Source organism: Actinoplanes sp. NPDC049316 (assembly GCF_040677315.1).
In the GTDB taxonomy this organism is placed as follows: domain Bacteria; phylum Actinomycetota; class Actinomycetes; order Mycobacteriales; family Micromonosporaceae; genus Actinoplanes.
The window spans coordinates 160,235-186,219 of the sequence record NZ_JBFAQM010000001.1; the positions used below are offsets into that span (position 1 = coordinate 160,235).

Annotated in this window: 28 protein-coding genes; 6 read left to right on the top strand and 22 right to left on the bottom strand. The window is 74.9% G+C overall.

The genetic code is table 11. The annotated features are described in order from the left end of the window. Both AB0K03_RS00635 and AB0K03_RS00640 read right to left on the bottom strand, forming a co-directional pair. Positions 1-969, bottom strand: a complete 969-nt coding sequence (locus tag AB0K03_RS00635; protein ID WP_364678427.1) for an electron transfer flavoprotein subunit alpha/FixB family protein — start codon at positions 967-969, stop codon at positions 1-3. A 23-nt stretch (positions 970-992) separates the two neighbouring features. Beyond that, positions 993-1,772, bottom strand: coding sequence for an electron transfer flavoprotein subunit beta/FixA family protein (locus AB0K03_RS00640; protein WP_364678430.1), 780 nt, complete (start codon positions 1,770-1,772; stop codon positions 993-995). 237 nt (positions 1,773-2,009) lie between these two features. Here AB0K03_RS00640 and AB0K03_RS00645 point away from each other — a divergent pair, with 237 nt between their 5' ends. Together AB0K03_RS00645 and AB0K03_RS00650 are read left to right on the top strand one after the other, a co-directional pair. Continuing rightward, positions 2,010-3,473: a nitronate monooxygenase gene (locus AB0K03_RS00645; protein WP_364678433.1), complete on the top strand. Its 1,464-nt coding sequence runs from the start codon at positions 2,010-2,012 to the stop codon at positions 3,471-3,473. Further along, positions 3,470-3,979: a flavodoxin domain-containing protein gene (locus AB0K03_RS00650; RefSeq protein WP_364678436.1), complete on the top strand. Its 510-nt coding sequence runs from the start codon at positions 3,470-3,472 to the stop codon at positions 3,977-3,979. The genes AB0K03_RS00645 and AB0K03_RS00650 overlap by 4 nt, the downstream gene beginning before the upstream one ends. Here the strand turns inward: AB0K03_RS00650 and AB0K03_RS00655 are convergent. Further along, positions 3,957-5,126: an ROK family transcriptional regulator gene (locus AB0K03_RS00655; protein WP_364678439.1), complete on the bottom strand. Its 1,170-nt coding sequence runs from the start codon at positions 5,124-5,126 to the stop codon at positions 3,957-3,959. The genes AB0K03_RS00650 and AB0K03_RS00655 overlap by 23 nt on opposite strands. Positions 5,127-5,289: 163 nt before the next feature. On the opposite strand from AB0K03_RS00655, the gene AB0K03_RS00660 reads away from it, so the two are divergent. From AB0K03_RS00660 to AB0K03_RS00675, 4 genes are read left to right on the top strand one after another with little or no spacing between them, the layout of a single operon-like run. Then, positions 5,290-6,372: a sugar ABC transporter substrate-binding protein gene (locus AB0K03_RS00660; protein ID WP_364678442.1), complete on the top strand. Its 1,083-nt coding sequence runs from the start codon at positions 5,290-5,292 to the stop codon at positions 6,370-6,372. Further along, on the top strand, positions 6,372-7,130 hold the full coding sequence (locus AB0K03_RS00665; protein ID WP_364678444.1) for an ATP-binding cassette domain-containing protein: 759 nt from the start codon (positions 6,372-6,374) through the stop codon (positions 7,128-7,130). The genes AB0K03_RS00660 and AB0K03_RS00665 overlap by 1 nt, the downstream gene beginning before the upstream one ends. Then, the gene (locus tag AB0K03_RS00670) at positions 7,127-8,308 is read left to right on the top strand and encodes an ABC transporter permease subunit (protein WP_364678447.1); all 1,182 of its coding nucleotides are present in this window, start codon (positions 7,127-7,129) and stop codon (positions 8,306-8,308) included. Before AB0K03_RS00665 ends, AB0K03_RS00670 begins: the two co-directional genes overlap by 4 nt. Next, positions 8,305-9,192, top strand: coding sequence for an ROK family protein (locus AB0K03_RS00675; protein ID WP_364678450.1), 888 nt, complete (start codon positions 8,305-8,307; stop codon positions 9,190-9,192). Before AB0K03_RS00670 ends, AB0K03_RS00675 begins: the two co-directional genes overlap by 4 nt. Positions 9,193-9,285: 93 nt before the next feature. Here AB0K03_RS00675 and AB0K03_RS00680 read toward each other — a convergent pair whose 3' ends face one another. The 19 genes from AB0K03_RS00680 to AB0K03_RS00770 all read right to left on the bottom strand — a co-directional run bounded on the left by AB0K03_RS00680 (position 9,286) and on the right by AB0K03_RS00770 (position 25,871). After that, a complete protein-coding gene (locus tag AB0K03_RS00680; protein WP_364678453.1) occupies positions 9,286-9,756 on the bottom strand; it encodes a MarR family winged helix-turn-helix transcriptional regulator in 471 nt (156 codons plus the stop codon). Positions 9,757-9,802: 46 nt separating this feature from the next. Further along, positions 9,803-11,035, bottom strand: a complete 1,233-nt coding sequence (locus AB0K03_RS00685) for an amidohydrolase family protein (RefSeq protein WP_364678456.1) — start codon at positions 11,033-11,035, stop codon at positions 9,803-9,805. A gap of 49 nt (positions 11,036-11,084) precedes the next feature. Then, the gene (locus AB0K03_RS00690) at positions 11,085-11,417 is read right to left on the bottom strand and encodes a hypothetical protein (RefSeq protein WP_364678459.1); all 333 of its coding nucleotides are present in this window, start codon (positions 11,415-11,417) and stop codon (positions 11,085-11,087) included. A gap of 157 nt (positions 11,418-11,574) precedes the next feature. Continuing rightward, the gene (locus AB0K03_RS00695; protein ID WP_364678462.1) at positions 11,575-12,087 is read right to left on the bottom strand and encodes a pyridoxamine 5'-phosphate oxidase family protein; all 513 of its coding nucleotides are present in this window, start codon (positions 12,085-12,087) and stop codon (positions 11,575-11,577) included. A 247-nt stretch (positions 12,088-12,334) separates the two neighbouring features. Continuing rightward, a complete protein-coding gene (locus AB0K03_RS00700) occupies positions 12,335-12,853 on the bottom strand; it encodes a DUF6448 family protein (protein WP_364678464.1) in 519 nt (172 codons plus the stop codon). Positions 12,854-12,879: 26 nt separating this feature from the next. Beyond that, positions 12,880-13,113: a phosphopantetheine-binding protein gene (locus AB0K03_RS00705; protein ID WP_364678467.1), complete on the bottom strand. Its 234-nt coding sequence runs from the start codon at positions 13,111-13,113 to the stop codon at positions 12,880-12,882. Further along, a complete protein-coding gene (locus tag AB0K03_RS00710; protein WP_364678470.1) occupies positions 13,110-14,429 on the bottom strand; it encodes a dihydrolipoamide acetyltransferase family protein in 1,320 nt (439 codons plus the stop codon). Before AB0K03_RS00710 ends, AB0K03_RS00705 begins: the two co-directional genes overlap by 4 nt. Further along, positions 14,422-15,402 (bottom strand): alpha-ketoacid dehydrogenase subunit beta, encoded by a 981-nt coding sequence (locus AB0K03_RS00715; RefSeq protein ID WP_364678472.1) that lies wholly within the window; start codon positions 15,400-15,402, stop codon positions 14,422-14,424. The genes AB0K03_RS00710 and AB0K03_RS00715 overlap by 8 nt, the downstream gene beginning before the upstream one ends. After that, positions 15,399-16,385: a pyruvate dehydrogenase (acetyl-transferring) E1 component subunit alpha gene (gene pdhA / locus AB0K03_RS00720; protein ID WP_364678475.1), complete on the bottom strand. Its 987-nt coding sequence runs from the start codon at positions 16,383-16,385 to the stop codon at positions 15,399-15,401. The genes AB0K03_RS00715 and pdhA overlap by 4 nt, the downstream gene beginning before the upstream one ends. Beyond that, entirely contained in the window at positions 16,382-18,160 is a 1,779-nt protein-coding gene (gene acsA, locus AB0K03_RS00725; RefSeq protein WP_364678478.1) for an acetate--CoA ligase, read from the bottom strand. Before acsA ends, pdhA begins: the two co-directional genes overlap by 4 nt. 55 nt (positions 18,161-18,215) lie before the next feature. Then, positions 18,216-18,890, bottom strand: coding sequence for a V-type ATP synthase subunit D (locus AB0K03_RS00730; RefSeq protein WP_364678480.1), 675 nt, complete (start codon positions 18,888-18,890; stop codon positions 18,216-18,218). Next, positions 18,887-20,266, bottom strand: a complete 1,380-nt coding sequence (locus AB0K03_RS00735; protein ID WP_364678483.1) for a V-type ATP synthase subunit B — start codon at positions 20,264-20,266, stop codon at positions 18,887-18,889. Before AB0K03_RS00735 ends, AB0K03_RS00730 begins: the two co-directional genes overlap by 4 nt. Continuing rightward, positions 20,263-21,981 (bottom strand): V-type ATP synthase subunit A, encoded by a 1,719-nt coding sequence (locus AB0K03_RS00740; RefSeq protein ID WP_364678485.1) that lies wholly within the window; start codon positions 21,979-21,981, stop codon positions 20,263-20,265. The genes AB0K03_RS00735 and AB0K03_RS00740 overlap by 4 nt, the downstream gene beginning before the upstream one ends. Then, complete coding sequence (locus AB0K03_RS00745) at positions 21,978-22,499, bottom strand: hypothetical protein (protein ID WP_364678487.1); 522 nt, start codon at positions 22,497-22,499, stop codon at positions 21,978-21,980. Before AB0K03_RS00745 ends, AB0K03_RS00740 begins: the two co-directional genes overlap by 4 nt. Next, positions 22,496-22,711, bottom strand: a complete 216-nt coding sequence (locus tag AB0K03_RS00750; RefSeq protein ID WP_364678489.1) for a hypothetical protein — start codon at positions 22,709-22,711, stop codon at positions 22,496-22,498. Before AB0K03_RS00750 ends, AB0K03_RS00745 begins: the two co-directional genes overlap by 4 nt. Beyond that, entirely contained in the window at positions 22,711-23,121 is a 411-nt protein-coding gene (locus AB0K03_RS00755; protein WP_364678492.1) for an ATP synthase subunit C, read from the bottom strand. The genes AB0K03_RS00750 and AB0K03_RS00755 overlap by 1 nt, the downstream gene beginning before the upstream one ends. Further along, positions 23,121-24,515: a V-type ATPase 116kDa subunit family protein gene (locus tag AB0K03_RS00760; protein WP_364678495.1), complete on the bottom strand. Its 1,395-nt coding sequence runs from the start codon at positions 24,513-24,515 to the stop codon at positions 23,121-23,123. Before AB0K03_RS00760 ends, AB0K03_RS00755 begins: the two co-directional genes overlap by 1 nt. Continuing rightward, positions 24,502-25,422, bottom strand: coding sequence for a hypothetical protein (locus AB0K03_RS00765; RefSeq protein ID WP_364678497.1), 921 nt, complete (start codon positions 25,420-25,422; stop codon positions 24,502-24,504). Before AB0K03_RS00765 ends, AB0K03_RS00760 begins: the two co-directional genes overlap by 14 nt. Next, the gene (locus AB0K03_RS00770) at positions 25,422-25,871 is read right to left on the bottom strand and encodes a hypothetical protein (protein WP_364678500.1); all 450 of its coding nucleotides are present in this window, start codon (positions 25,869-25,871) and stop codon (positions 25,422-25,424) included. The genes AB0K03_RS00765 and AB0K03_RS00770 overlap by 1 nt, the downstream gene beginning before the upstream one ends. Positions 25,872-25,985: the final 114 nt, after the last annotated feature.

Genomic DNA, 25,985 nt, shown 5'->3' on the forward strand with positions numbered 1-25,985 from the left:
TCAGCCCCTGCGCTTGGCGATCTCGTCGATCAGGGCCGGCAGCACGGTGTGCAGGTCGCCCACCACGCCGAAGTCGGCGACCTGGAAGATCGGCGCCTTCGGGTCCTTGTTGATCGCCACGATCGTCCGCGAGCCCTGCATGCCGGCGCGGTGCTGGATCGCCCCGGAGATGCCGCCGGCCAGGTAGAGCTGCGGCGTCACCGTCTTGCCGGTCTGCCCGATCTGCAGCTCGTGCGGGCACCAGGTCAGGTCGGTGGCGGCCCGGGACGCCCCGACAGCGCCGCCGAGCGCGTCCGCCAGCCGCTCGATCAGCGCGAAGCCCTCGGCGGAGCCCACGCCGCGCCCGCCCGCGACGACCACGGCTGCCTCGGTCAGCTCCGGCCGCCCGGTGGCAGCCTTCGGCCGGGACGCCACCACACGGGGGACCGCGGCCGGCATCGGCGCCGCGACCTCGACCCGTTCCACGACGGGGCTGACCGGCTCGGCCACCGGCTCCGGGGTGACGGCGTTGGGCCGTACGGTGATGACCGGCGTTCCGCGGCACACCCGGCCCTCCACGAACCAGCTCCCCGCGAACACCGACTGGGTCGCCACCGGCCCATCCGACCCGGCGCGTACCTGCACCGCATCGGTGATGATGCCGGCGTCGAGCCGGACCGCCGCGCGGGCCGCGACCTCGGTGCCGCCGGGCCCGGAGGTGATGAGGACGGCGATCGGCGCGGTACGGGCGGCGATCTCGGCCACCGCCGACGCCTCGGCCACCGGCCGGTACGCGGACGGCTCCGGCGGCGCGACCGCGTACACCGTCGTCGCGCCGTGCCGGCCGAGCGCGTCCACCAGGGGCTCGCCCGCGTCGCCGTACACGACGGCCGCCGGGTCGCCCAGCCGGCGCGCCAGCGTCAGCAGCTCCAGGCTGGGCTTTCGGATGACCCCGTCGTCATGCTGGACGAGGACCAGGACTGTGCTCACCGCAGCCTCCAAGGGCTCGTGTCCTACAGGAGCTTGTTCGCGGCGAGGAAGTCGGCCAGCCGTGCGGCGGCGTCGCCCTCGTCGGTGATGACCGTGCCCGCCTCCCGCGGCGGACGAGGCTGGACCGTCAGCACCTCCGTGGCGGCGCCACCGGTGCCCACCCGTGCGGCCTCGATCCCCAGATCCGCCAGCGACCACGTGGTGACCGGCTTCTTCTTGGCGGCGACGATGCCCTTGAACGACGGGTACCGGGCCTCCCCGGAACGGTCCGTGACCGACACCAGCGCGGGCAGCGGGGCGACGACCTCCTCGGTCGCGTCGTCGGTGTCGCGCTCGCAGGCGACGGCCGAGTCCTCGACCCGCAGCGCCGCGGCGTTCACGACCGCCGGAAGACCCAGCCGCTCGGCCAGCATGGCCGGCAGCACCGACATCTCGGCGTCGGTGGAGGCCATGCCGCAGATGACCAGGTCGAAACCCATCCGGCCCAGCGCGGCGGCGAGGACCAGCGAGGTGCCCATGGCGTCCGTGCCGTGCAGCGCGTCGTCGAGGACGTGCACCGCCCGGTCGCCGCCCATCGCCAGCGCCTTGCGGACCGCGTCGACGGCCCGGGGCGGCCCCATCGTCAGGTAGCCGATCTCGGTGGCGGCGCCCGCCTCGACGAGCCGGAGCGCCTGCTCGACGGCGTACTCGTCCAGTTCGGAGAGGCGGCCCTCCACGCCGTCACGGTCGAGCGCGCGGTCGTCGGCGAAGCGCCAGGTCGCGGTCGCCTCCGGAACGTACTTGATCAGCACTGCGATCTTCATGGCGTACCGCCCGGGGGGAGTCGTGGGTGTCTGATTACGGACCGTAGAGACCATCGTCGATCAACTACAGGCGCTGAGGTCCCGCATGACAGTGCCGACGGACCCCTTGACTTCGGCCGCCGGGCTTCCGCCGCGCTCGGGGGCCTAACGGCACTGGCGGAGGGCGGCGCCGCGCAGGACGCTCGGTCGGACCGGCAACGCCACGGCAGGACTCTGCCCCGGCGATGGGAAGACGTGATGATGACCAGTTCGGCTCCCGGTCCACGAGTCATCCAGGGCGGCATGGGCGTCGCGGTCTCCGGCTGGCAGCTCGCCCGGGCCGTGTCGCTGACCGGTCAGATGGGGGTGGTCTCCGGCACCGCGCTGGAGATCGTCTGCGCCCGCCGGCTGCAGTCCGGCGACCTCGGCGGCGACATGCGCCGGGCGCTGGAGCATTTCCCGGTGCCGGGCGTCGCCGAGCGGATCCTGCGGACGTACTACGTCGCCGGCGGCAAGGATCCGGCCGCGCCGTTCCGGCCGGTGCTGCGGTTCAGCCTGCAGCCGTCCCGGGCGCTCGCCGAGCTCACCATCGCCGCCAACTTCGCCGAGGTGTTCCTGGCCAAAGAGGGCCACGACGGCCTGATCGGCATCAACTACCTGCGCAAGATCGAGCTGCCGATCCCGTTCGCCTGCTACGGCGCGATGCTCGCCGGTGTCGACCACGTTCTCATGGGTGCCGGCAATCCCGCCGATCTGCCCGCGCTGCTGGACGCGCTGGCCCGGCATCAGCCGGTCGAGCTGCCGATCCGGGTCCAGGGCGCCACGTCCGCCGACGGCGAGCACGCCATCCGGTTCGACCCGCGCGCTTACGCCACACCCGGCCAGCGCCCTCCGCCGCGGCCCCGCTTCGACGCGATCGTGGCCTCCGTGGACCTGGCCGAGGCGCTGGCCGCCGACCCGGTCACCCGGCCCGACGGCTTCATCGTGGAGGGCTTCGAGGCCGGCGGCCACAACGCGCCGCCCCGGGGCCCGCGCCGCCTGGACGACACCGGCCAGCTCGTCTACGACGAACGGGACGTGGTCGATCCCCGGTCGATGGCCGGGGTGGGGCTGCCGTTCTGGATGGCCGGCTCGTACGGCACCCCCGCCGGCGTGGCCCGTGCCGTGGCCGCCGGCGCGACCGGTGTGCAGGTGGGCACCGCGTTCGCCTACTGCGCGGAGTCCGGGATGGCACCCGAGTTCAAGCGCCGCGTTCTCGAGCTGGCGGCCCACGGCGAGGTGCCCGTACGCACCGACGCGCGCACCTCGCCGACCGGGTTCCCGTTCAAGGTGGTGCAGCTGCCCGGAACCCTGGCCGACGAGGAGGTCTACGCCGGCCGGGAGCGCCTGTGCGACCTGGGGGTGCTGCGGACGCCGTACCGCAAGCCCGACGGCACGGTCGGCTACCGCTGCCCCGCGGAACCCGTGGCGATGTACCGGGGCCACGGCGGGGGACGCGAGGCGAACACGGTCGGCCGCAGGTGCCTGTGCAACGGGCTGATGGCGGCTGCCGGCTTCGCCCAGCGGCGCGCGCACGGCTACACCGAGCCGGCGGTCATCACCGCGGGCACGGACTTCACCGGCGTACGGGAGCTGCTGCGGCGGCTGCCCGACGGTCAGGACGCCTACCACGCCGCCGATGTGGTGGCCTATCTGCTCGGACCTGAGGAGGAACCGGCATGACTGTGCTCGTCGCGTACGGATCGACCGGCGGATCGACCGCCGAGATCGCCGGCTGGATCGCCGAGGAGCTCGGCGCCGCCGGGCTCGAGACCCGGTTGTCCGCGGCCGACGCGGTGGACGATGTGGACGGTTACGAGGCGCTCGTGCTCGGCGCCGCCATGTACGCGGGCGGCTGGCACGCCGACGCCCGTAAGTTCGCCAAACAGTTCGCCGGCCGGTTCGACGGCCGTCCGGTGTGGCTGTTCAGCAGCGGCCCGCTCGACCACACGGCCGACGACACCGAGCTGCCGCCGAATCACCAGGCCGAGGTGGCGATGCAGCTCCTGCAGGCGCGGGGGCACGTGACGTTCGGCGGCCGGATGACCACCGAGGCGCACGGCTGGCTCGGCTTCGTGGCGCGCCGGATGGAGCACGAGGGCCACTCCGGCGACTTCCGCAACCCGGAGCGGATCCGGGCCTGGGCGCGCGGCATCGCCGCGGAGATCACCTCGGCCCGGACCGGGTGAGGCCGCCGGCGCGGTCCAGGACCAGGTCGCGGGCGGCGGTCAGCCCGGAGGCCAGCCCGCCGAGCAGGACGGCGTCGGTGCCCAGTGTGGACACCTCGATCCGGGGCGGGTCGAGCGCGACCAGGCTGCCGAGCCGCTCCAGCAGCGGGCCGGTCAGCAGATCCCCGGCGTGGCCGCCGACGCCGCCGCCGAGCACGACCAGTTCGGGATCCAGCACCGCGGTGACCCCGGCCAGCGCGCGGCCCAGGTGGTCGATCTCGCGCTCGACCGTGCGCCGGGCGGCCTCGTCGCCGGCCCGGGCGGCGTCGAGCACGTCCTTCGCGGTGAGCCCGTCCTGCATGCCGAGCCGCCGGGAGGTCGCCACCAGCGCGCCGGCCGATGCGACGGACTCGAACATGCCGCGCTGGTGCGTACCGGGCTGGTCCAGCAGCGGGTCGCCGTCGCCGACGGGGAGGTAGCCGATCTCGCCGGCCGCCCCGCGGAATCCCCGGTAGAGCCTGCCGTCGATGACGATGCCCATGCCGGTGCCCGTGCCGATCGACACGTAGACGAAGTGCCGGACCCCGCGGCCCAGGCCGTACGTGGCCTCACCGATCGCGGCGAGGTCGGCGTCGTTCTCCACCACGTACGTCGCCCCCGCGACGTCGGCCAGCCGGGCCACGCTGTCGCGCTGTTCCCAGCCGGGCAGGTTCGGCGCCAGGTGCAGCGAACCGCTGGTCTTGTCGTGGATGCCGGGGGTGCCGAAGACGGCGAGCGTGATGTCGCTCCGCTTGATGCCCGCGGCCCCGGCCAGGTCGTCGGCGAGCCGGGTGAGCTGGGCGACGAGGTCGCGGTTGCGTACGCCGTGCGACGGTTCCTCCTTGCGCGCCACGATGTCGCCGACCAGATTCGCCAGCGCCGTCCGGACGAACGCCCGGCCGATGTCCACGGCCAGCACGTATCCGGCTTCCGGGCGGGCCTCGTACAGCAGCGCGGAGCGCCCGGCCGGCCCGGCACGCAGCCCGACCTGGCGCAGCAGCCCGGCGTCCTCGAGGTTGCTCAGGGCGACGGCGACCGTCGGCTTCGACAGCCCGGTGATTCGCGCCAGCTCCGGCCGGGACGCCTTGCCCAGGCGGAACACCTCCGCGAACACGGCCCGCTCGTTCATGACCCGGAGAACCGCCGTCGTACTGGCCGTCGCGCTGTTGTGCACGCCTGTCAGGCTGCCACAGCATTTCGTAAAGGTCACTCACGAATTTAGTAAAGGTCATTGCCAAGCTCGGTGCCGATGGCCCACGATGCTCCTCGAACCCCCTGCGAAAGAGGTGCCCGTGAGAGCCACAAGGTTCGCCGCAGTCGCCGCAACCGTCGTCGTCCTCGCCGGTGCCTGCGGCACCGCGGACGACTCCGACACCCCCGCGGGCGGGAAGGAGGCGCCGACGATCGCGCTCTTCCTGCCCGAGTCCAAGACCACCCGCTACGAGGCCTTCGACCGGCCGCTGTTCGAGGCGAAGGTCAAGGCGCTGTGCGCCGAGTGCAAGCTGCTGTACTCCAACGCCGACCAGGACGCCGCCAAGCAACAGCAGCAGGTGGAGGCGGCCCTGACCCAGGGCGCGGACGTGCTCGTCCTCGACGCCGTGGACGCCGGCGCCGTCGCGCCCCTGGTCAACCAGGCCCAGCGGGCGAAGGTGCCGGTCATCGCGTACGACCGGCTCATCTCCGGCATCGCGTACGACTACTACGTCTCCTTCAACAACGTCCGGGTGGGCGAGATGCAGGGGCAGGCCCTGCTGGACGCGCTCGGCAAGAGGGGAAACACCGCCACGGGCCAGATCGTGATGATCAACGGCTCGCCGACCGACCCGAGCTCGGCGGACTACAAGAAGGGCGCCCACCAGGTGCTCGACGGCAAGGTGAAGATCGGGCGCGAGTTCGACACCCCCGACTGGAGCCCGGACAAGGCCCAGCAGGAGATGGAACAGTCGATCACCGCGCTCGGCCGGGACTCCATCGTGGGCGTCCTGTCCGCCAACGACGGCATGGCCGGCGGGGCCATCGCGGCGATGAAGCGCGCCGGCTACGCCACCCTGCCGCCGATCACCGGCCAGGACGCCGAACTCGCCGCAGTGCAGCGGATCCTGACCGGCGAGCAGTACATGACGATCTACCTCGACATCCGTACGGAGGCGGAGCAGGCGGCGCAGCTGGCCGTCGCGACCGTCCGCGGGGAGAAGCCGAGCGCGCCGGCGAAGGTCGGCAACGGTACGGCGGACATCCCCGCGTACCTGCTCGACCCGATCCCGGTGACCGCCGACAAGATCAAGGACACGATCGTCAAGGACGGCTTCTACAAGGCGGCCGACATCTGTACGGCGCCGGTCAAGGCGGCGTGCGAGCGACAGGGCATCCGGTAGTGCTCTCCGCCCGTACGGTCTCCAAGCGCTTCCGCGCGGTCCAGGCGCTCGACGAGGTGAGCCTGGACCTGTCGCCCGGCGAGGTGGTCGCGCTGGTCGGCGACAACGGCGCCGGCAAGTCGACCCTGGTCAAGGTGCTCTCCGGCGTCATCACCCCGGACGGCGGAGCGGTCGAGCAGGACGGCCGGCCGGTACGCCTGACCTCCCCGCACGACGCCCGCCGGCTGGGTATCGCCACGGTCCACCAGGACCTCGCCCTCTGCGAGAACCTCGACGTCGTCGCGAACCTGTTCCTGGGCGACGAGCGGCGGCGCTGGTCGATCCTGCGTCCCATCCGGATGGAACGGGCCGCCCGTGACCTGCTCACCTCGCTGGACGTCCGGATTCCCGACATCCGGGTGCCGGTGGCGATGCTCTCCGGCGGCCAACGTCAGTCGGTCGCCATCGCCCGGGCCCTGGTGGGGGAGCCGCGGGTCGTGATCCTGGACGAGCCGACGGCCGCGCTCGGCGTCGAGCAGACCGCGCAGGTCCTCCAGCTCATCCGCCGCCTGCGCGACCGCGGGCTCGCCGTCCTGGTCATCTCGCACAACCTCGCCGACGTCCGGGCGATCAGCGACCGGATCGTGGTCCTGCGGCTGGGCCGCAACGCCGGGGAGTTCCGCACCGCGGAGGCGACGGCAGAGGACGTCGTGGCGGCCATCACCGGTGGGTCGGCGCTCGCCGGGCCGCCCCGGAGCACCGTGGAGGGAACCGCATGAGCACGCTCCCCGTGCTGCTGCGCAAGCCGTTGCGGCCGCTGCGCCGTACCGGCCGTGCCGACGTCGGCGCCTGGCCGGTCGTCGCCGGGCTGGTCCTGATCGCGGTGGTGTTCGGCTCGCTCAACGACCGGTTCCTGTCCGCGGAGAACCTCACCAACCTCGCCATGCAGATGGCCGCCACCGGGACCATCGCGCTCGGCGTCATCATGGTCATGCTGCTCGGCGAGATCGACCTGTCCGCCGGCTCGGTCAGCGGGCTGTCGGCGACCGTCATGACGATCCTGTCGGTCCACCGCGGCTGGCCGCCCCTGGCCGCCGTCGCGGCCGCTCTCGCCGGCGCGGCCCTGATCGGGCTGGTGCACGGCTGGATGTTCACCCGGCTCGGCATGCCGTCGTTCGTCGTCACGCTCGCCGGGCTGATCGGCTGGCAGGGTCTCATGCTCTACCTGCTGGGCACCGGCGGGACGATCAACCTGCCGTTCGACGGCCTGCTGGCGAAGCTCAGCGACACCTGGCTGCCGCCGGGCGTCGCCTGGCCGGCCGCGGTCCTGATCGTCGCCGTCCGTACGGCCTCCGCGCTCGGCAACCGCCGGATGCGGCAGGCGGCCGATCTGCCCGTGCCCTCCGTCCTCGGCATGAGCCTGCGCCTCGGCGGCCTCGCGCTCGCGCTGGCCGCCGCCGTGACCGTGCTGTCGGCCGACCGCGGCGTACCGCTGCTGCTGGTCGTCTTCGCCGCCCTGGTGGTCGCCCTGGACCTGGTCCTGCAGCACACCGTCTTCGGCCGTCACATGTACGCCGTCGGCGGCAACGCCGAAGCGGCCCGGCGCGCGGGCATCAACGTGACCCGGATCCGCATGATCGCCTTCGCCCTGGCCTCCGTGCTGGCCGCCACCGGGGGAATCCTGGCCGCCAGCCGCCTGGTCGCCGTGAACCAGAGCTCGGGTGGCAGCGACACCCTGCTCATGGCCATCGCGGCGGCGGTCATCGGCGGCACGTCGCTGTTCGGCGGCCGCGGGCGCGCCTACGCCGCCCTGCTCGGGATCGTCGTCATCCAGGCCATCACCAACGGGATGCTGCTGCTCAACGTCAACTCCTCGGTGCGCTACATGGTGACCGCCGCGGTCCTGGCCGTCGCCGTCGCCGTGGACTCGGTGGCCCGGCGGGGTCAGCCCCGGTGACCGCGCCCCGGGTGCTGGCGATCGACTTCGGCGGCACCAAGATCGCGCTCGGCACCGCGGTCGTCGGATCCCCGGACGCGCGCCCGGAGACCACGGTGCGGCTGCGGACCCTCGGCGCCTCGGGCGCGCAGCAGGCCGTACGGCGGACCCTGGAGGCGGCCCGGGACCTGGTGGCCGGTCCGGCGGCGGTCGGGGTCTCCACCTTCGGCGTCCTGCGCGGCGGCCGGGTCCGGCTCGCCCCGAACGTGCCCGGCTGGGAGGGCATGGAGCTGCCGGCGTTGCTGCGCGCCGAGTTCGGCGACGCGCCCGTGGCCATCGACAACGACGTCAACGCGGCCGCGGCCGCCGAGCTGCGCTGGGGCGCGTTGCGCGGGGTCGACGTCGGCCTCTACGTCAACCTCGGCACCGGTCTCGCGGTGTCGCTGGTGGCCGGTGGCCGGGTGCTGCCCGGGGCGCACGGCGCGGCGGGCGAGATCGCCTATCTGCGCGACCGGGACACCGACCCCTGCTTCGCGGACGGGCGCGCCCCGCTGGAGGACAGGGTGTCCGGCGCGGCTCTGGGCCGGCAGGGGTCCACGTTGCTCGGCCGGCCCGTCACCGCCGCGGAGCTGTTCGCGTCCGCGACCGACCCGGCGGTCGCCGGCCTGCTGGAGGACGCGGTCGCCACGCTGTCGCGGACCATCGCCAACCTCTGCGTCACGGTCGACCCCGCACGGGTGGTGGTGGGCGGCGGCATGATGGGCGCGGCGGATCACATCATGCCGCGGGTGGCGGCGGCGTTGCGCCGCTGCGTGCCGTTCCCGCCGGCGCTGGCCGAGGCCCGGTTCGCCGACGACGCCCCGCTGCTCGGCGCGTTGGCCTTGGCCCTGGAGTCCGCGCGCTGACGCCCAGGGCCCAGGCCGCCCCGGTCACCGCCGGGCCGCGCTGCGGCAGGCGGCCCGGCGCAGCGGTGGCCAAGACCGTGCCCAGCCGGAGCGTCAGCCCTTGCCGGCCCGTACGGCCGAATCCGCGTACTTGATGATCAACCGGGCGAGCTCGCGGCGCTCGGTCTCCGGCCAGTCCCGGGTGATGTACTCGAACGCCTGGCGCTGCTGCGAGCGGAACCGGTCGCGCAGCGCGTAGCCCGCCTCGGTCAGCTGGAGCACGGCCCGCCGGCCGTCCGCCTGCGACGGCATACGCACGAGGTAGCCGTGCGCGATGCAGTCGGCGATCATCCTGCTGGCCACCGAGGGGTCGACGGCCAGCACGTCGGCGACCGCGCCGACGCTCATCTCGCCCTCCGCCTCGTCGATGACGTTGAGCAGCAGGTTGCGGTTGAGGTCCTTGCGCTCCACCGGCGGGGTGACCGGCACCTGGGTCGTGCGCCGGCGCAACCGCGCGAACGCGGGGCCCACCCCGTCGAGCAGGTCCGCGTCGAGGTCGCGCCGGGACGGCTTCCGCTGGGTCACCGCGCCAGTCTATTCGCGCAGCGTTGCCGCGGACATGTGCAGGACCTCATGCATCCTCCAGGCGCTTGCCGCGCCGCCACACCGCCCGGGTGTTGAGCGTGTCGCCGATGTCGGTGGTGGGGTCGCCGTGCACGAGCAGCAGGTCGGCGCGCAGCCCCGGTGCGATGCGGCCACGGTCGCCCAGCCCGAACCGGCGGGCCGGCGTGCTGGTCGCCGCGCGCAGCGCCTCGACGGGCGTCAGGCCGGCCTCGACCAGATACTGGAGCTCGTGGTGGACGCTGGCCCCGTGCGCCAGGCCGCCCAGGAACGGCAGCGGCGCCGACACGTCCGTACCCACCAGGATGTCGACGCCGGCGTCGTGCAGTGCCTTGACCGACGCCAGCACGGCCGCGAGGTCGCCCTGCGGGTAGTGGTTGAAGCTGGACCTCAGGGTCTGCATCCACGGGTCGCTCAGCCGCGACGACACCCGCGGATCGTCGGCCAGCGCGGCCCCGGTGACGCCCATCATCGAGGCGTCCAGCACCACGCACGGCACCACGAACGCGCCGGACCGCGCGATCAGGCCGACGATCTCGTCGGTGTGCGGCCGGTCCATGAACAGGTGCGCCAGGCCGTCGATCCCGGCCTCCACCGCCATCCGGGTCGCCTCGACGGTCAGCGCGTGCGCGACGGTGAGCATCCCCCGCCGCCGGGCCTCGGCCACACCGGCGTTCAGGGTCGCCCGGTCGAGCATCGGCAGACCGGGATGGCCCTCCACCGAGCCGTCGTCGACCATGAACTTGATGTAGTCCGAGCCGTCCTCGATGAGCTTCGGGACGAACGCCACCGCCTCTTCCGGCGTGGTGGAGAACGGCATCAGCGGCTCCCGGCCGCCGCCGGGCGGCGTCGATCCCGGCGGCGGGCCGGGCCGGAACCCTTCCGGGAACAGCTCGCTCGGGTGCCCGCCGGGCGGCGTGATGCCGAAGCCGGACGAGCGTACGTCCGCGACGCTGTCGTCCTCGGTGATGTGGGACCGGTTGTGCCGGGTGTTCGTGCCCTGCATCTCCAGTTCCGTGGTGACGCCGAACCGCAGGGCGAGCGCCAGGCTCGGCACGCTCGTGTGCACATGGGCGTCGATGAGCCCGGGCAGCAGCGTTCCCCCGGCCGCGTCGGTGATGCGGGCGCCGGCCGGCGGCGCGCCACCCACGGCGGCGATGCCGGTCCCCTCGATGACGACGGTGGTCGCGTCGGCGACGTCCCGGCCGTCGAAGACCCGGGCGTTGATGATGGCTTCTGTCATGTTGCATATGCTTGCATACTTGCACGCGATTGCAAGTTGCAATTCGGGTTCAGCCCCGCCGGGTCTCCGCCAGGACCACGTCCACGAGCAGGTCGTTGTACCGCTCCGGTTCCTCCGCGTCGGCGTTGTGTGCCCACGCCCGACCGGCCACCGCGCCCAGCACCAACGGCACGGCGACGATCAGCGCATACAGAACGTGGACGGCGACGAACAGCAGCACGCCCATGGCGGTGCCGAACGACGGGCGCCCGAACGACGGCCCGGCCATCCGGAACACCGTCGCGCGGCCGAGCTCCCACGCCGCGAGGTGCAGCACCGGGGCCGCCGGGACGATCCACCGCGACGGCACCAGCCGGCCGGCGAGGGCGCCGACGAGCAGCAACCCGCCACCAGCAGGGCCAGCTGCGTACCGGTCACGGGCCCGCGGGGCAGCACGGCCGCGGCGACCACGCCCGACCCGGCCGGCGCGAGCCATCCGGCCACGGGCGACCGCCACCACGGTGGCCGCCGAGAACCGGGTGCGGCCGGCGCCGCGGGTGTCATGGCACCGGTATCCGGGCCCGGGAACGGGCCTGGTCGCGCATCCGCAGCAGCGGCACCCCGAGCCCGTACGTCACGAAGTGCCCGATCGGGCGGATCTCGACGACCGTGCAGGCGTCGAGCCGGTCCCGCGGCACCAGCCGGGCAAGCCCCGGCGCCCGGGCCAGCACCTCGGCGGTGTGCAGCGTGGCCACCGCGGCGAAGCTGATCGTCATCGGCGGGATCGGGAACACCAGCGACAGAAGCCCGCCACGGCGAATCGGTACGGTGACAGCCACCATGCCGTCGGCGCCGATGTGACGGGCCTTCCAGCTGTCCGGCGCGACGGCCACGTACATGCTCCCGTCGCTGACGACGTAGACGACCCCGCTGGAACGCGGTGCGCCGGCCGGCGTCACATGGCTCAGCACCGCGAACGAGGCGTGCGCCACGGCATCCCACACCTGCTGCGGCGACAATCGCGGTCCGGCCGGCTCCGCCCGCCGGGCGTCCTGGGACCTCTTGACGACCATGAGGACCTCCCCCTGTCCGTCCAGGCATAACCCGCCGCCGCGGGGTGACGGCAGGGCCGGACGCACCGGTACGCCGGGCCGAACGGGGCCGATGACTCAGCGCCGCAAGGATTTCCGCACCTCGTAGCGCAACCACACATGGCTGTCACGCAGCTGCTCGACGCAGACGAGAGTCACCGCCGGAATCCGTCCAGGCGTCCGTCGAGGCTGACGAGGTTGTGAATGGTGACGCGCGGACGGTTCACGGTCAGCCGTGCTCGTGCGGTGCGGCGTGGATCGCCTGGAGGACGTGGTGCGCGTACACCTGGAAGCCCAGCATCGCCTGCACGTGAGCGCGCGCCGCGGGCAACGACGCATCCTTGGCGGCGGCCAGCTGCCCGACCCGGCGCAGCCGGTCCGCCAGCTCGGCGCGCAACTCGTCGGCGAGAAGCCGGCGGACCGGCTCACCGTCGCCGGACTCCACCGCCTTCTCGGCGAGCGGGATCACCGGCCCGACATCCAGCCCCGCGGGTTTCAGCCCGGTGTACGAGGCGCCCTCGCCGGCGCGGTGGATGCGTACCACCGTCTCGAAGAACCACAGCTGCGCGACGGCAGCGGCCTCACCGCCGGACGCCTGCAGCGGCAGGACGCGGCCGAAGGCGGCGCGGACCTCGTCCTCCCCGGCGGCCGGTACATAGGACAGAACGAGGTCGGCGTCGCCGGCGGCCAAGGCCGCACGGGCGGCCCGGACGACGGGACCGTCGAGGGAATCGCAATGCGGGGGCATCGCTGCCACCTCCTCATGTCGTGCTGTCACCCGAGGTACGCGACGATGTCCGCCAGCGTGCCGAGCCTCGGGTAGTCCTCTTCGTCGATGCGTTTCCCGCTGCGCGAGCTGAGCAGCTCCACGAGGTTCAGGAAGTCCAGCGAGTCCAGGGCGAGCGTGTCGCGCAGGTCGGCGTCCGGGCGCAGCCGGCTCAGGTCGGCCTCCGGCGCCACCTCGTGCAGGGCGGTGCGGACGAGTCGGTCCGCCTCTGTGGTGTTCACAGCTCCTCCGGTTGTTGCAGCAGGCGGGCCACCACCCGCAGGTATCGGGCGCCCGTCGCGCCGTCGGTGGCGCGGTGGTCGCCGGCGAGGCTGGCGGTGACGAGCTTCCGTACGCCGAGCAGGCCGCGCACCGCCCACGGCCGGTCGCCGATCGTGCCGAAGCCGACCAGGGCGACCTGCGGGGGATAGATCACTCCGATGATCGACTCGACGCCCTGCTCACCGAGGTTGGACACGGTGATCGTCGGCGCGGAGAGCTCGCTGCCGCGCAGCCGGCCGGCCCGGGTGCGGGCCACCAGGTCCTTGAGCCGGTCCATGAGCTGCTCCGGCGTCAGCCCGGCGGCGTCGGTGATCGCGGGGGCGACGAGGCCGCCGCCGCGCAGCGAGATCGCCACCCCGAGGTGTACGGCCGGCGCGGGCTCGAAGTGGTCGTCCTGCCAGAACCCGTTCAGCTCGGGCACCTCGGCCGCGGCCCGGGCCGCCGCGGACAGCAGCAGCGCGGCCGGGACGACGCGGCGGGGGACCGGCAGATCGCGGTTGCGCTCGCGGAGCCGGTCGAGGGCGTCGGTGAGGTCGATCGTCTCGGTGAGGTAGTAGTGCGGGATCTCCCGCTTGGACCGGGCCATGAGCGCGGCGATCGTGCCCCGCATGGCGGCCGCCCGCTCGGCCGCCCGGTCGGCGGCGGCTGCGCCCTCGGCGGGCGCCGGTGGCAGGTCGGCCGCGCGGATCGCGCCGCCCGGCCCGGTGCCGGCGACGGTGCCGAGGTCGATCCCGGCGGCCTCGGCGAGCCGCCGCGCCCTCGGCGACACCCGCCGCCGCCCGCGCGGGACCTCGGCGGGAGCCGGGACGGCGGCCGGCGGTGGGACCGCGGCCGGTGGCGGGGGAGCCGGGACCGCGTGTTCCACGTCCTCGCGGGTCACCCGGCCCCCGGGCCCGGTGCCGTGCACGGCGTGCAGATCCACGTGCAGGGCAGCCGCCTCCCGCCGCACGAGCGGCGAGGTCACCGGCGACTCCGCCGCGAGCGGCGCGGCCGCGGGCGTCCGCACCGCAGGGGTCGTCGTCGGGGCAAGAGACGGTTCCCCGGCCGAGGCGATCGTGGCCAGGACGGTCCCGACCGGCACCCGGGTGCCCTCCGCGACCCGCAGCTCCCGTACGGTCCCGCTGTCGAAGCACTCGACCTCGATGGCCGCCTTGTCGGTGTCCACCACCGCGACGATGTCGCCCTTGTGGACGGTGGCGCCGGGCCGCACCAGCCATTCCAGCAGGACGCCGTCGGTCATGTCGGCGCCCAGCGAGGGCATCCGGAACTCAGCCACCGGCGCGCACCAGCTCTCGTGCCGCTTCGCGGACGCCGGCCGGCTGCGGGAGCGCGGCCTGTTCCAGCTGCGCCGCGTACGGCATTGGCACCTCCGCCGAGCACACCCGGGCGACCGGCGCGTCGAGCTCGTAGAACGCCTGCTCGAGGATGCGGGCGCTGACCTCGGCGGCGAGGCTGCCGGTGCGCCAGCCCTCGTCCACGACCACCGCGTGATGGGTGCGCGCCACCGACTCCATCACGGTGGCGTCGTCGAGCGGGCGCAGCGTCCGCAGGTCGATCACCTCGGCCTGCACACCGTCGGCCGCGAGCTGGTCCGCCGCGGCCAGCGCGGTGGGCACCGTCCCGCCGTACGCGATGAGCGTGACGTCGCGTCCGCCACGCCGGATCGCGGCCCGGCTGATGTCGACCGGCTCGGTGTCGGTGACCTCGCCGGAGGTGTTGTAGAGGCCGCCGTGCTCGAAGATCAGCACCGGGTCCGGGTCGGCGAGCGCGGTCGCCAGCATCCGCCGCGCGTCCGACACCGTCGCGGGTGCGATGGCCCGCAGGCCGGGGATGTGCGCGTACCAGCCTTCGAGGCTGTGCGAGTGCTGCGCGGCGAGCTGGCGGCCGCCGCCGGTGGTCATCCGGATCACCAGCGGCACGCCGAACTGCCCGCCGGACATGTGCCGCAGCGTGGCGGCGTTGTTGAGGATCTGGTCCAGGGCGAGCAGGCTGAAGTTCACGGTCATGATCTCGACGATGGGCCGCATCCCGCCGAGCGCGGCCCCGATGCCGGCGCCGACGAACGCCGACTCCGACAGCGGCGTGTCCCGGATCCGCTCCGGCCCGAACTCCTCCAGCAGGCCCAGGCTGACGCCGAAACAGCCGCCGTAGCGGCCCACGTCCTCGCCCATGAGGAAGACCCGCTCGTCGGCGCGCATCGCGGCGCGGATCGCCTCCCGCATGGCCTCGCGGTACGTCATCGTGCTCATCGCTCGCCTCCCGGTTCGGCGTAGACGAAGCGGGTCAGGTCGGTGACCGGCTCCTCCGGCGCGGCCTCGGCGTACGCGACCGCCGCGTCGATCTCCGCGGCCACCTCGGCCTCCATCCGGTCGCGCGCCTGCGACGAGCCGTCACCCATGCGCCGCGTCAGGACGTCCAGCGGGTCGCGCTCACGCCAGCGGGCGATCTCCGCCTTGTCCCGGTAGCGGTCGGAGTCGTACATCGAGTGGGCGCGGAACCGGTACGTCTGCAGCTCCAGGAACCGCGGCCCGGCTCCCGCGCGTACCTTCTCCACCGCCGCGTGCGCCGCCCGGGCCACCGCCTCCACGTCCATCCCGTCGACGGCCTTGGCGGTCATGCCGTACGAGGCCGCGCGGTGGGCGAGGTCGGTGGAGGCCTGCGCGCGCTCGACGGCGGTGCCCATCGCGTACCGGTTGTTCTCGCAGCAGAACAGCACCGGCAGGTGCCAGAGCGCCGCCAGGTTGAGACACTCGTGGAACTCGCCCTCGGCGACCGCGCCGTCGCCGAAGAAGCAGGCCGTCACCGCGGACCGGCCGGTCATCGCGTCGGCGAGGGCCAGCCCGACGGCCAGCGGCAGGCCCCCGCCGACGATGGCGTTGCCGCCGTAGAAGCGGGTCGCCGCGTCGAACAGGTGCATGGAGCCGCCCCGGCCGCGGCTGCAGCCGCCGGCCCGGCCGAACATCTCGGCCATGATGGCCGTCGCGGGGATGCCCCGGGCCAGCGCGTGGCCGTGCTCACGGTACGTGGAGACGACGGCGTCCCGCGGTTCCAGGGCCGACATGACGCCGACCGCCACGGCCTCCTCGCCGATGTACAGGTGCATGAAGCCGCGGATCTTCGCGGCGCTGTAGAGCTCGACGCAGCGCTCCTCGAAGCGGCGTACGAGCAGCATCTGGCGCAGGAACTCCGCCTGCGTACGGCTCGCGCGCGGGCGTACCGGGGTCTCGGTCATCTCGCACTCTCCAGTGTCGACAGATCTCCCTCGGGCAGCCCGAGCTCGCGGGCCTTGAGCAGCCGGCGCATCACCTTGCCGCTGCGGGTGTGCGGCAGGTGCTGGTCGAAGACGATCTCCTTGGGCGCGACGGCGCCGAGCCGGCTGCGGCCGAACCCGACCAGTTCCAGGCGCAGCTCGTCGGAGGCCGGCACGCCGGGCCGCAGCGTGACGAACGCCTTGACCACCTCGCCGGCCACCGGGTCGGGCTTGCCGATGACACCGGCCTCGGCGACGGCCGGGTGCTCCATCAGCGTGCTCTCCACCTCGAACGGGCCGATCAGGTGCCCGGCCGACTTGATGACGTCGTCGGCGCGCCCGACGAACCAGAGGTAGCCGTCGGCGTCGCGGCGCGCGAGGTCGCCGGAGAGGTACCAGCCGTCGGCGAAGCAGCGGGCGTACCGCTCGGGGTCGTGCAGGTAGCCGCGGAACATCGAGGGCCAGCCGGGCTTCAGCCCGAGCTCGCCGACCACGTCCGGGCTGCTCACCTCGCGGACGTGGCCGTCGGTCACCCGGGCCCGGCCGTCCTCGCCGCGCTCGAGCAGGGTGACCTCGACGCCGGGAAGGGGCAGGCCCATGGAGCCCGGCCGGATGTCCACACCGGCGTAATTGCTGATCATGATGGCGCCGGTCTCGGTCTGCCACCAGTTGTCGTGCACCGGATGGCCGAGCGCCTCGCGCCCCCAGACGACGACCTCCGGGTTGAGCGGCTCACCCACGCTCGCCACGAACCGCAGGGCCGACAGGTCGTAGCCGTGGGGCAGGTCGGTGCCGCTGCGCATCAGCATGCGCAGCGCGGTCGGCGCGGTGTACCAGACCGTGACGCGGTGCTGCTCGAGGATCCGGTACCAGCGCTTGGCCTCCAGATCACCGGCGTCGACCACCACGGTCAGCCCGTGCACCAGCGGCGCGATGATCCCGTACGAGGTGCCGGTGACCCAGCCGGGGTCGGCCGTGCACCAGAACACGTCGCCCGGGTGCAGGTCGAGGGCGTACCGCGCGGTCACGAAGTGGGCGAGAACCGCCTCGTGCACGTGGACGGCGCCCTTGGGCCGGCCGGTGGTGCCGCTCGTGAAGTGCAGCAGCGCCATCGACTCCGGATCCGTCGGCGCGACCTCGAACTCGTCGCCGGCCGCCGCCAGTCCTTCGGCGAGGCTGCGCGTGCCCTCGGGCGCCGGCGCGTCGCCCGTGACGAGAACGTGGCGCAGCGCGGGCAGGTCCTCGCGGATACCGGCGATGCGGCGCTCGTACAACGCCGGCGTGGTCACGAGCACGGCCGCGTCACCGGCGACCAGGCGTTCGCGGATCGGTCCGGGGCCGAAGGCGGGGAACAGCGGCGACAGGACCGCGCCGTAGCGCAGGGTGCCGACGGCGGCGACGTACAGGTCGGGGCCGCGGTCGAGCAGCAGGAAGACCCGCTCCCCGGGTGCGACGCCGAGCGCATGCAGCAGGTTGGCGAAGCGGCTGGTCCGGCGTCCGAGCTCGGCGTACGTCACGTCGGTGACGGCGCCGCGGCGATCGATGCAGCGCAGCGCCACCCGGTCGCGGTCCCCGGGGCCGAGATGCCGGTCCACCGCCTCGTAACCGATGTTGAGGCCCTGCCCACCGGGAAGGCCGGGCAGCCACCGTTCCCGCGCTCCGGCCCAGGTGAAGTCGTGCCGCACCCACGCGTAGTCGTCGAGGTTCGCGGCGGCCCGCTCGGCCGGCGTCTTCCGGATCGTCTCCCAGGTCTGCATCGCGCGCCACCCCCAAGGCGGATCGCTCGGGCCGCGACGAAGGACGGCCCAGGGTTCAGCCTCGCGGCGCCGATCCCGGCTCACCAGGGCCGGATGGCCCGAGGCGACTCGACGCGGGACCCGTGGCGGCGCCCGCCCACCGGCGCCGCGCCGCGTCGGCGCCCTCGGACTCCTCCACCTGCGCGTGTGCCTGGGCCAGCGCCTCGCGCAGCGCCGGGATCCGGCGGCGTTCGAGCGCGCGCAGCCGCTGCCGCGTCAACCGCACCTCGGCGGCCACCACGCCCACCGCGTGCGCCGCCGCCGCGTGCCGCGCGCCGGCCCGGACCGCTTCCCGTACGGCGGCATCCGCGGCCAGCGCCGCAGCCGCCGGTGGTGCCGCCGTGGGCGGCCGCTCCGGCAGCTCGCACCGGGTCTCCGTGACGTAGCGGAGCCCCATCAGGCTCGCCCAGGTGAGCGACACCTGTGCCGCCGGCGGCAGCGCGGCCAGGCGCAGGGACCGTTCCCCGCCGACCCCGGCGGCGCGGGACAGCCGTCGCCGCGCCGCCGAGGCCGCGGTGTGCCACTCCCGCTCGGTCGCCGCCACGCGGGCGGCGAGCCGGTCCGCCTCCGCGGTGAGCAGCGTCAGCTTGCGGGTGAGCAGGTCCGCGCCGCCCTCGGCGACCGCGAGCCGGCGGCGCAGGATCAGGATGCCGGCCCGGCCCGGCGGCACGCGTACGCCGCCCGCGCTCACGGTGTCGCCTCGTGCTCGTCGAGGAGCGCGTCCGGCAGCAGCACCAGCTCCGAGCGGGGCAGGACCAGCACCGCCTCCCACGCCCGGCGCAGCGATTCGTCCAGCTCGCGGCGCTCGTCCGGGCCCTGCGCCAGCAGCCGGCGCCGGTAGACGTCCTCGAACGCGAGGTAGTGCCGGTCGACCTCGCTCAGCCCGGCGGGACCGACCAGGTCGGCGAGCTCGGCGGCCTGCCGGGCCCGCGACAGCGCGGCCAGCGTCTGCGCCGCCAGATCAAGGTGGTCCTCCCGGGTACGGCCCGGCCCGGCCCCGTGCCGCATGAGCCGCGACAACGACGACAGCGCGTCCACCGGCGGGTACACACCCCGCGCGTGCAGCTCGGCGGAGAGCACCACCTGCCCCTCGGTGATGTAGCCGGTCAGGTCGGGCACCGGGTGGGTGATGTCGCCGGCCGGCATGGTCAGGACGGGCAGCACGGTCAGCGAGCCCGGCCGCCCGCGGATCCGCCCGCAGCGCTCGTACAGGGAGGCCAGATCGCTGTAGAGATAGCCCGGGTACGCGCGCCGCCCGGGCACCTCGCCGCGCGCCGCGGACACCTCGCGCAGCGCCTCGGCGTAGCTGGTCATGTCGGTCATCACCACGAGGACGTGCCGGCCCTCGGTGAAGGCGAGGTCCTCGGCGACGGTCAGCGCCAGCCGGGGCGTGGTGATCCGCTCGATCACCGGGTCGTCGGCGGTGTTGAGCAGCAGCGTCAGCTCGCCGGCCGCGGCCCGGCCGTCCAGGGCGTCACGGACGGCGTCCGCGTCGGCGTGGGTCAGCCCCATGCCGGCGAACACCACCGCGAACGGCTCGCCGCCGGCCGACGCCTGGGCCGCGATCTGGGTGGCGAGCTGCAGGTGCGGCAGGCCGGCCCGGCTGAAGATGGGCAGCTTCTGGCCTCGTACGAGGGTGGTCAGCGCGTCGACCGCCGAGACGCCGGTGAGCACCGCGTCCACGGGGGTGGACCGCTGGACCGGGTTGAGCGGGAAGCCGGAGACGGCCGCGCGCCGGTCGCCGAGCACGGGCGGCCCGTCGTCGATCGGTTCCCCGCGGCCGTTGCAGGTCCGGCCGAGCCAGCCCGGCCCGACCGGGATGTGCAGCGGCTCCCCGGCGAAGGCGACCGCCGTGCCGGCCGGGTCCATCCCGGCCGTGCCCTCCAGGACCTGTACGACGGCCAGGTCCCCGTCCACGGCGAGCACCAGCCCGTGCCGGACCGGGCCGGAGGTGAGCCGGACCTCCGCGGACTCGTCCCATCCGACGCCGTGCACGCCGGACAGCACGACGAGCGGGCCGCGCAGCTCCCGTACGGCCGTGTGCGCCAGGCGCGCGAACCCGGTCATCGTGACCCCCGCAGCCGCGTCAGCACGGCATCGCGGGCTGCCGCCACGCCGTCGATGTCGTCGGGGGCCACGACGTCCCGCGCCCGCAGCAGCGGTCCGAAGTCGACCCGTTCCAGCTCCGCCGGGTCCGCGCCGGCGCCGGCCAGCTCCCGGAGCCGGTCGCCGACCGCCAGCACGGCGTCCACCAGCGCGGCCGACTTGCCGGCCGGGCAGAAGCCGTCGTGCGGCGAGAGCGCGTTCTGGCGCAGCACGCCGTCGCGTACCAGGCGGGCGGTGAGCACCGTCGCGCGCTCGCCGGCGGCGAGCCCGGTCAGGCCGATCAGGTCCGCGAGGTCACCGAGCCGGTCCCCTTCGGCGAGCACCGCACCGATCCGGGCGCGCTGCGCGGCCCACTCCGGAGCGCCGTGCTGGGCGTGCCACGCCGCGACCGCGTCCACGTCGCGGGAGAACGACGCGGACCAGGAGACGGCCGGATAATGCCGGGCGTACGCGAGATCCCGGTCCAGCGTCCACAGGCACCGGACGAATCGCTGGCTGTGCGCGGTGACGGGTTCGGTGAGGTCGCCGCCGGGCGGGGAGACCGCCCCGATCACGGTGACGGAGCCGCGCCGGCCGCTCGCGGTCAGCACCGCGCCGGCCCGTTCGTAGAACGCCGCCAGCGCCGACGCGAGGTCGGCCGGATAGCCCTCCTCGGCGGGCAGGGTGCCGTTGCGGGACGCGAACTCGCGCAGCGCCTCGGCCCACCGCGAGGTGGAGTCCGCGATGACGAGCACGTCGCGGCCCATGTCGCGGAAGTACTCGGCCACCGTGACGGCCGAGTGCACGCTCGCCTCCCGGGCCATCATCGGCATGTTGGACGTGTTCACGATCGCCACGGTGCGATCGGCGAGCGGCCCGCCGGTACGCGGATCGGTGAGCGCGAAGAGATCGGCGACCACGTCGGCCATCTCGTTGCCGCGCTCGCCGCAGCCCACGTAGACGATCACGTCCGCGTCGCACCACTTCGCGATCTGCTGCAGCAACAGCGTCTTGCCGGTCCCGAAGCCGCCGGGCACCGCGACCGTGCTGCCCTTGAGGACCGGGTGGAGCAGGTCGATGACGCGCTGGCCGGTGTGCAGGGGCGTGTCCGCGGTGATCCGGCGGGCGCACGGGCGCGGCGTGCGGACGGGCCAGCGCTCGTACAGGCGCAGCGGGGCGCCGGACACGGTGGCGATGGGGTCGGTGAGGCCGTACTCGCCGGGGGGCGCCAGCCACTCCAGCGTGCCCGCGGTGCCGGGTGGCACGAGGATCGCGTACGCGACCGCGCCCGGGCCGGGCACCACGCCCAGCTCGTCCCCGGCGGCGACCTTCGTGCCCGCCCGCGCGGACGGCGTGAACGCCTGCCGGCCGGGGTCGCGATGGTCGGTGGGCGCCTCGGGCCGCAACCACACCGGGCCGCCGCTGAGCGGGCGCAGCAGGCCGTCGAAGACCTGGCCGAGCAGGCCGGGGCCGAGCCGGGCGGAGAGCGGTCCGCCGCCGGCCCGTACGGGGTCACCCGGGCGCAGCCCACCGGTGTACTCGTAGGCCTGCACGGTCACCCGGCCGTCGCGGATGGCCACGACCTCACCCGGCAGCCCGGAGGGCCCGAGCTCCACCAGGTCGAACATGGCCAGCCGGCCCCTGCGTTCGAGCTCCACGAGGGGCCCGTCGACGCGGATGACGGTCCCGGCGCTCATGGCTGCCACATCTCCTCGGGTGCGCTGCCCAGCGCCGCCAGCGCCGCGTCGGTCAGTCCGTCCACAGTGCACTCGACACGGACGTCGCCCGCGGTGCCGGCCAGCCCGCCGGGCATCGCCTCCATCTCGGCGCCGGGGCCCAGCAGCGTCCGGATGCGGGCCCGGAACGCGGGGCACTGCGCCGGGTCGCCCACCATGGCGGCCACCCGTTCGCGCACGTCGGCCCGCAACGCCTCGTACGCCTCCCGCCGGGCCGTCAGCACCAGCCGCCGGGCATCGCGACCGGCGGCCGCCACGATGGTGGCCCCGGCGGCCTCCGCCGAACCGCTGCCCGCACGTCGCGCCTCCCCGCGGATCTCCTCCGCGCGGGCGCGGGCCGCGCCGGTACGCCGGGCCGCGTCGGCCTCGGCGTCCGCCCGCAACCGGCCGGCCTCGGCCTGGGCGCGGCGCATCAGCGCGTGCCGTACCGGGGCCAGCGCGTCCGTCGCCACCCGCGGGTGGTGGCCGAGGGCGGTCATGGCAGCACCGCCACCAGCCGCGACCCGCGGGCGAGCCGGTCCGCCAGCGCGTCCGCCGCGTCCGGGGTGAGCAGCACGAGGGCCACGCCCGGCGGTAGCGCGTCCCAGGCCTCGCGGACCGCGGCCGCCCCGGCGGCCGGCGCGACGAGCACCCCGGCCAGATCCCAGCCGGACACGGCCGCGGGCTCGCCCAGCACCGCGACGCCGCCCATCAGGCCCGTCCGATCAGGATGATCGCGACGATGAGGCCGTAGATCGCGATGCCCTCGGCGAGGCCCACGATCACCATCGCCCGGCCGAAGAGCTCGGGCCGCTCACTCATCGCGGCCAGCGCCGCGGCCCCGGTGTAGGCCACCGCGATCGCCGCGCCGATCGAGGAGCCGGCGACCGCGACGGCCGCGCCGAGCAGCGCCGCCCAGTTGCCGGCCGCCGTGCCGGTCGCGGGGGCGGCCTGCGCCGGGCCGGCCCCGAGGGCCAGCATCGCGGCCAGCACCCCCGCGGTCAGCAGGATCCCGTTGAGCACCAGGGCCGCCCGCAGCGTACGGCCCCGCCGCCGGGCGAGCAGGCCGCCGGCGACGAGGGCCGCCGGCACGGCCGGCAGCGTCCACAACCACCCGTTCATCAAGGCACCTCTTCCACAGGTACGGACCACGGGCGGAACGGGCGGCCCTCCGCCTCGAACACCCGGGAGAACAACTCGTAGTACTCCAGGCGAAGCGCCTGCACCCCCGCCACCAGCGCCTCCAAACCGAAGGTGAGCGCGTTGCCGACGACGAACAGCAGCAGCGCCAAGACGACCGCGATCACCTCGTGGCGGCGCCACAGCGCGACCGTGCCGCTCCACACCAGCGCGCCGAGCGCGGCATGGGTCAACCCGAACGCGGCGAGCCGGGCGAACGACACCACGTTCGCGGCCACGCGGATGACCAGGTCGAACAGCTGTACGCCGGTCTCGGCGACGCCGGCCGCGCCGCCGCCCGAGGCGGCGAACAGGCCGATCCCCGCCAGCACGACCGCCAGCGCGGCGACCGCGGCGCCCGGCCCGGCGAGCTCCCAGCGGCCCAGGTACAGCCCGGCGGCGAGCGCGCCGAGCCCGGCGAACAAGGCCGCGCCGGCGATGCCGGACGGCGAGTACAGCGCGGCGCGCGGGCCGCCCTCGCGCCAGCGGTTCACGACGCCCACCGCGTACGCGCCGGCCAGCAGCACCGCCCCCAGCCCCACGCCGGCGGCGAGCAGCTGCACCGGCTGGTCCAGCGGCGCCAGCCAGCGCACCGGCAGCACCCCGGTGGGCCCGAAGAACTCGCCGAACAGCACTCCGAACGCGGCGCTGGCCAGCCCGGCCGCGGCGACGAACGGCCACACCCGGCGCAGCCGCGCGAACCGGCCGTGGCGGGCCGCCCGCAGGGCCACCGCGCCGATCAGCAGCAGCGCGCCGTGCCCCGCGTCGGCGAACATCATGCCGAACATCACCACGTACGCCAGCCCGGCGAGCATCGTCGGGTCGACATCCGCGTACGGAACGGTCCCGTACGTGCCGACCAGCGGCGCGAAGGACTCCCGTAGCGCGGCGCCGTGACGCAGCAGCGTGGGCGGGTCGGCGCCGGCCGGCCGGGGGAGCGGCACCAGGGCCGCCTCCACCGCGGCCAGGGCGGCCGAGAGCTCGCCGGCCCGCTCGTCCGGGCACCAGCCGACCCAGGCGCGCAGCGTGCCGTCGGCGGCGGCACCCGCGGTACGGCGTTCCAGCTCGGCCTCCCCGGCCAGCAGATCGCCACGACCGGCCGCCACGAGCGCCTCCACATCCGGTGCCGTGACGGCCAGCAGAGGCGTGGCCGGGGTTCCGCCCAGCCGGTGCAACGCGCCGGCGGCCGGTCCCTCGCGGGCGCCGTCGACCGGGTCGTCCATCTGCACGGCGCCGCTGCGGGCCAGCGCGACGAGCACGTCCCGGCTGCGGTCCGCCGGTGCCACCACGGCGATCCGTCGCATCGGCGCCGGTTGCACCACGTCACGCCACGGCATCGAGCACCTCGGTGTCCCCGTCGCGCGCGGCCGCGGCGAGCGCCGCCCGGACCCGCCAGGCGTCGGCGGCGAGCACCGCCGTACAGCCGATCGCCACGGCGCCGCCGAACCGCATGCCGTGCAGCAGCGCCAGCCCGTCCGCGTCCAGCCGGGCCCACCAGCGGGCCTCGGCGCGCCACAGATCCTGTGGGTCGTCCACCCCGGCGACGGCCCACCGGGCTCGCCGGTCCGCGCGGGCGACGAGGTCGGTCAGGCTCACGGCGCCGAGCGTCGCGGCGCCGGTGAGCGCACGGACATGGGCCGCTGCGGGATCGTCCAGCGGGTGCCGGGCGACGACCTGTTCGCGGGCCTGCAGCAGCAACGCGGCGCCGTACGCCCATTCGGCGGCCTCCGGCACCCGGGCGGAGACCCGGTGCAGCCACGCCAGCCGCGGAACGACGGTGAGCGCCCATGGGCTGTCGCTGCCGGGGTCGCCCCACGGTGAGCGGCGCAGGGCGGCGCGCAGCTCCGCCCGGGTGCCGGTGCGAGCCAGCTGTGGCCAGGCCACCGCGAGCGCGCCCAGGTTCCACGGTGGCATCGCCGGGCCGCCGTCCAGCCGCCGTACGTGCTCGTCCAGGTTGGCCAGTTCGAAGGCGGCGGCGAGCAGCCGTACCGGCGCCGCGGCGGACCGGGACTGCCAGCCCGCGAGGACCCGCAGATGCCACAGCACCGTACGCGCGATGCCGTTCTCCGCCTCGGCGGGAGTGTCGTCGCGGCGTACGTATCTGCCGTACGGGGTCGTGGCGAGCTCGGCCACCGCGGCGTCCGGTCCCGGCAGCCCCGCGATCCGGCGGGCCGACGCGGGCCCGAGCCGGCGCCGGGCCAGCGCCCGCGCGCGGACGGCCCCCGCCACATCGCCGGCGCCCATCAGTGCCCGCTTCCCGTTTCGTCCGCCGCGAGCAGGTCCCGCGCCCGCGCAGCCGCGCGGGTCGTGAGCGACGGCCTGCGCCGCGCGGCCCGCGCGGCGACCTCGGCGGCCTCGCCGCGAGCCTGCGCCATGCGGTCGGCGGCGGCCGCGGCGTGCTCCCCGCGGGCGGCGGCGAACGCGGCCGCCCGGATCGCGTCCCGCTCGGCGAGCGCGGCGGCGACGATCTCCTCGGCCCGGCGTTCCCCGTCGGCGCGGCGCCGGTCGGCGTCCACGCGCGCGGCGTCGACCAGCTCGCGGGCTGCCGTACGCGTGCCGGCCAGCGCGGCGAACACCGGCGCCAGCTCCTCGGCGCGCTCGGTGCGCCGGTCGGCCGGGACGGCGGCGGGCGCGGCCGGCCCGGGCGGCCCGACGGCGCGGAACCGGTTGAGCACATCGCGAAGCGCTGGCACACCGTCCTCCCCGCTCGAGCCGGGTCGCTGACCCCGCCATCGTCGGCCGTCCCGCGACGGAGCAGGCAGTGCCGGACGTCCCGAGCGGACGGGCCGGCCGACCGGCATCGCGCA

Excerpts from the sequence above, each read along its gene's own strand:
- AB0K03_RS00640 (WP_364678430.1), bottom strand. The coding sequence starts at position 1,772 with ATGAAGATCGCAGTGCTGATCAAGTACGTTCCGGAGGCGACCGCGACC.
- AB0K03_RS00645 (WP_364678433.1), top strand. The coding sequence starts at position 2,010 with ATGATGACCAGTTCGGCTCCCGGTCCACGAGTCATCCAGGGCGGCATG.
- AB0K03_RS00650 (WP_364678436.1), top strand. The coding sequence starts at position 3,470 with ATGACTGTGCTCGTCGCGTACGGATCGACCGGCGGATCGACCGCCGAG.
- AB0K03_RS00655 (WP_364678439.1), bottom strand. The coding sequence starts at position 5,126 with ATGAACGAGCGGGCCGTGTTCGCGGAGGTGTTCCGCCTGGGCAAGGCG.
- AB0K03_RS00670 (WP_364678447.1), top strand. The coding sequence starts at position 7,127 with ATGAGCACGCTCCCCGTGCTGCTGCGCAAGCCGTTGCGGCCGCTGCGC.
- AB0K03_RS00685 (WP_364678456.1), bottom strand. The coding sequence starts at position 11,035 with ATGACAGAAGCCATCATCAACGCCCGGGTCTTCGACGGCCGGGACGTC.
- AB0K03_RS00695 (WP_364678462.1), bottom strand. The coding sequence starts at position 12,087 with ATGGTCGTCAAGAGGTCCCAGGACGCCCGGCGGGCGGAGCCGGCCGGA.
- AB0K03_RS00700 (WP_364678464.1), bottom strand. The coding sequence starts at position 12,853 with ATGCCCCCGCATTGCGATTCCCTCGACGGTCCCGTCGTCCGGGCCGCC.
- AB0K03_RS00715 (WP_364678472.1), bottom strand. The coding sequence starts at position 15,402 with ATGAGCACGATGACGTACCGCGAGGCCATGCGGGAGGCGATCCGCGCC.
- pdhA (WP_364678475.1), bottom strand. The coding sequence starts at position 16,385 with ATGACCGAGACCCCGGTACGCCCGCGCGCGAGCCGTACGCAGGCGGAG.
- acsA (WP_364678478.1), bottom strand. The coding sequence starts at position 18,160 with ATGCAGACCTGGGAGACGATCCGGAAGACGCCGGCCGAGCGGGCCGCC.
- AB0K03_RS00735 (WP_364678483.1), bottom strand. The coding sequence starts at position 20,266 with ATGACCGGGTTCGCGCGCCTGGCGCACACGGCCGTACGGGAGCTGCGC.
- AB0K03_RS00740 (WP_364678485.1), bottom strand. The coding sequence starts at position 21,981 with ATGAGCGCCGGGACCGTCATCCGCGTCGACGGGCCCCTCGTGGAGCTC.
- AB0K03_RS00745 (WP_364678487.1), bottom strand. The coding sequence starts at position 22,499 with ATGACCGCCCTCGGCCACCACCCGCGGGTGGCGACGGACGCGCTGGCC.
- AB0K03_RS00750 (WP_364678489.1), bottom strand. The coding sequence starts at position 22,711 with ATGGGCGGCGTCGCGGTGCTGGGCGAGCCCGCGGCCGTGTCCGGCTGG.
- AB0K03_RS00755 (WP_364678492.1), bottom strand. The coding sequence starts at position 23,121 with ATGAACGGGTGGTTGTGGACGCTGCCGGCCGTGCCGGCGGCCCTCGTC.
- AB0K03_RS00760 (WP_364678495.1), bottom strand. The coding sequence starts at position 24,515 with ATGCCGTGGCGTGACGTGGTGCAACCGGCGCCGATGCGACGGATCGCC.
- AB0K03_RS00765 (WP_364678497.1), bottom strand. The coding sequence starts at position 25,422 with ATGGGCGCCGGCGATGTGGCGGGGGCCGTCCGCGCGCGGGCGCTGGCC.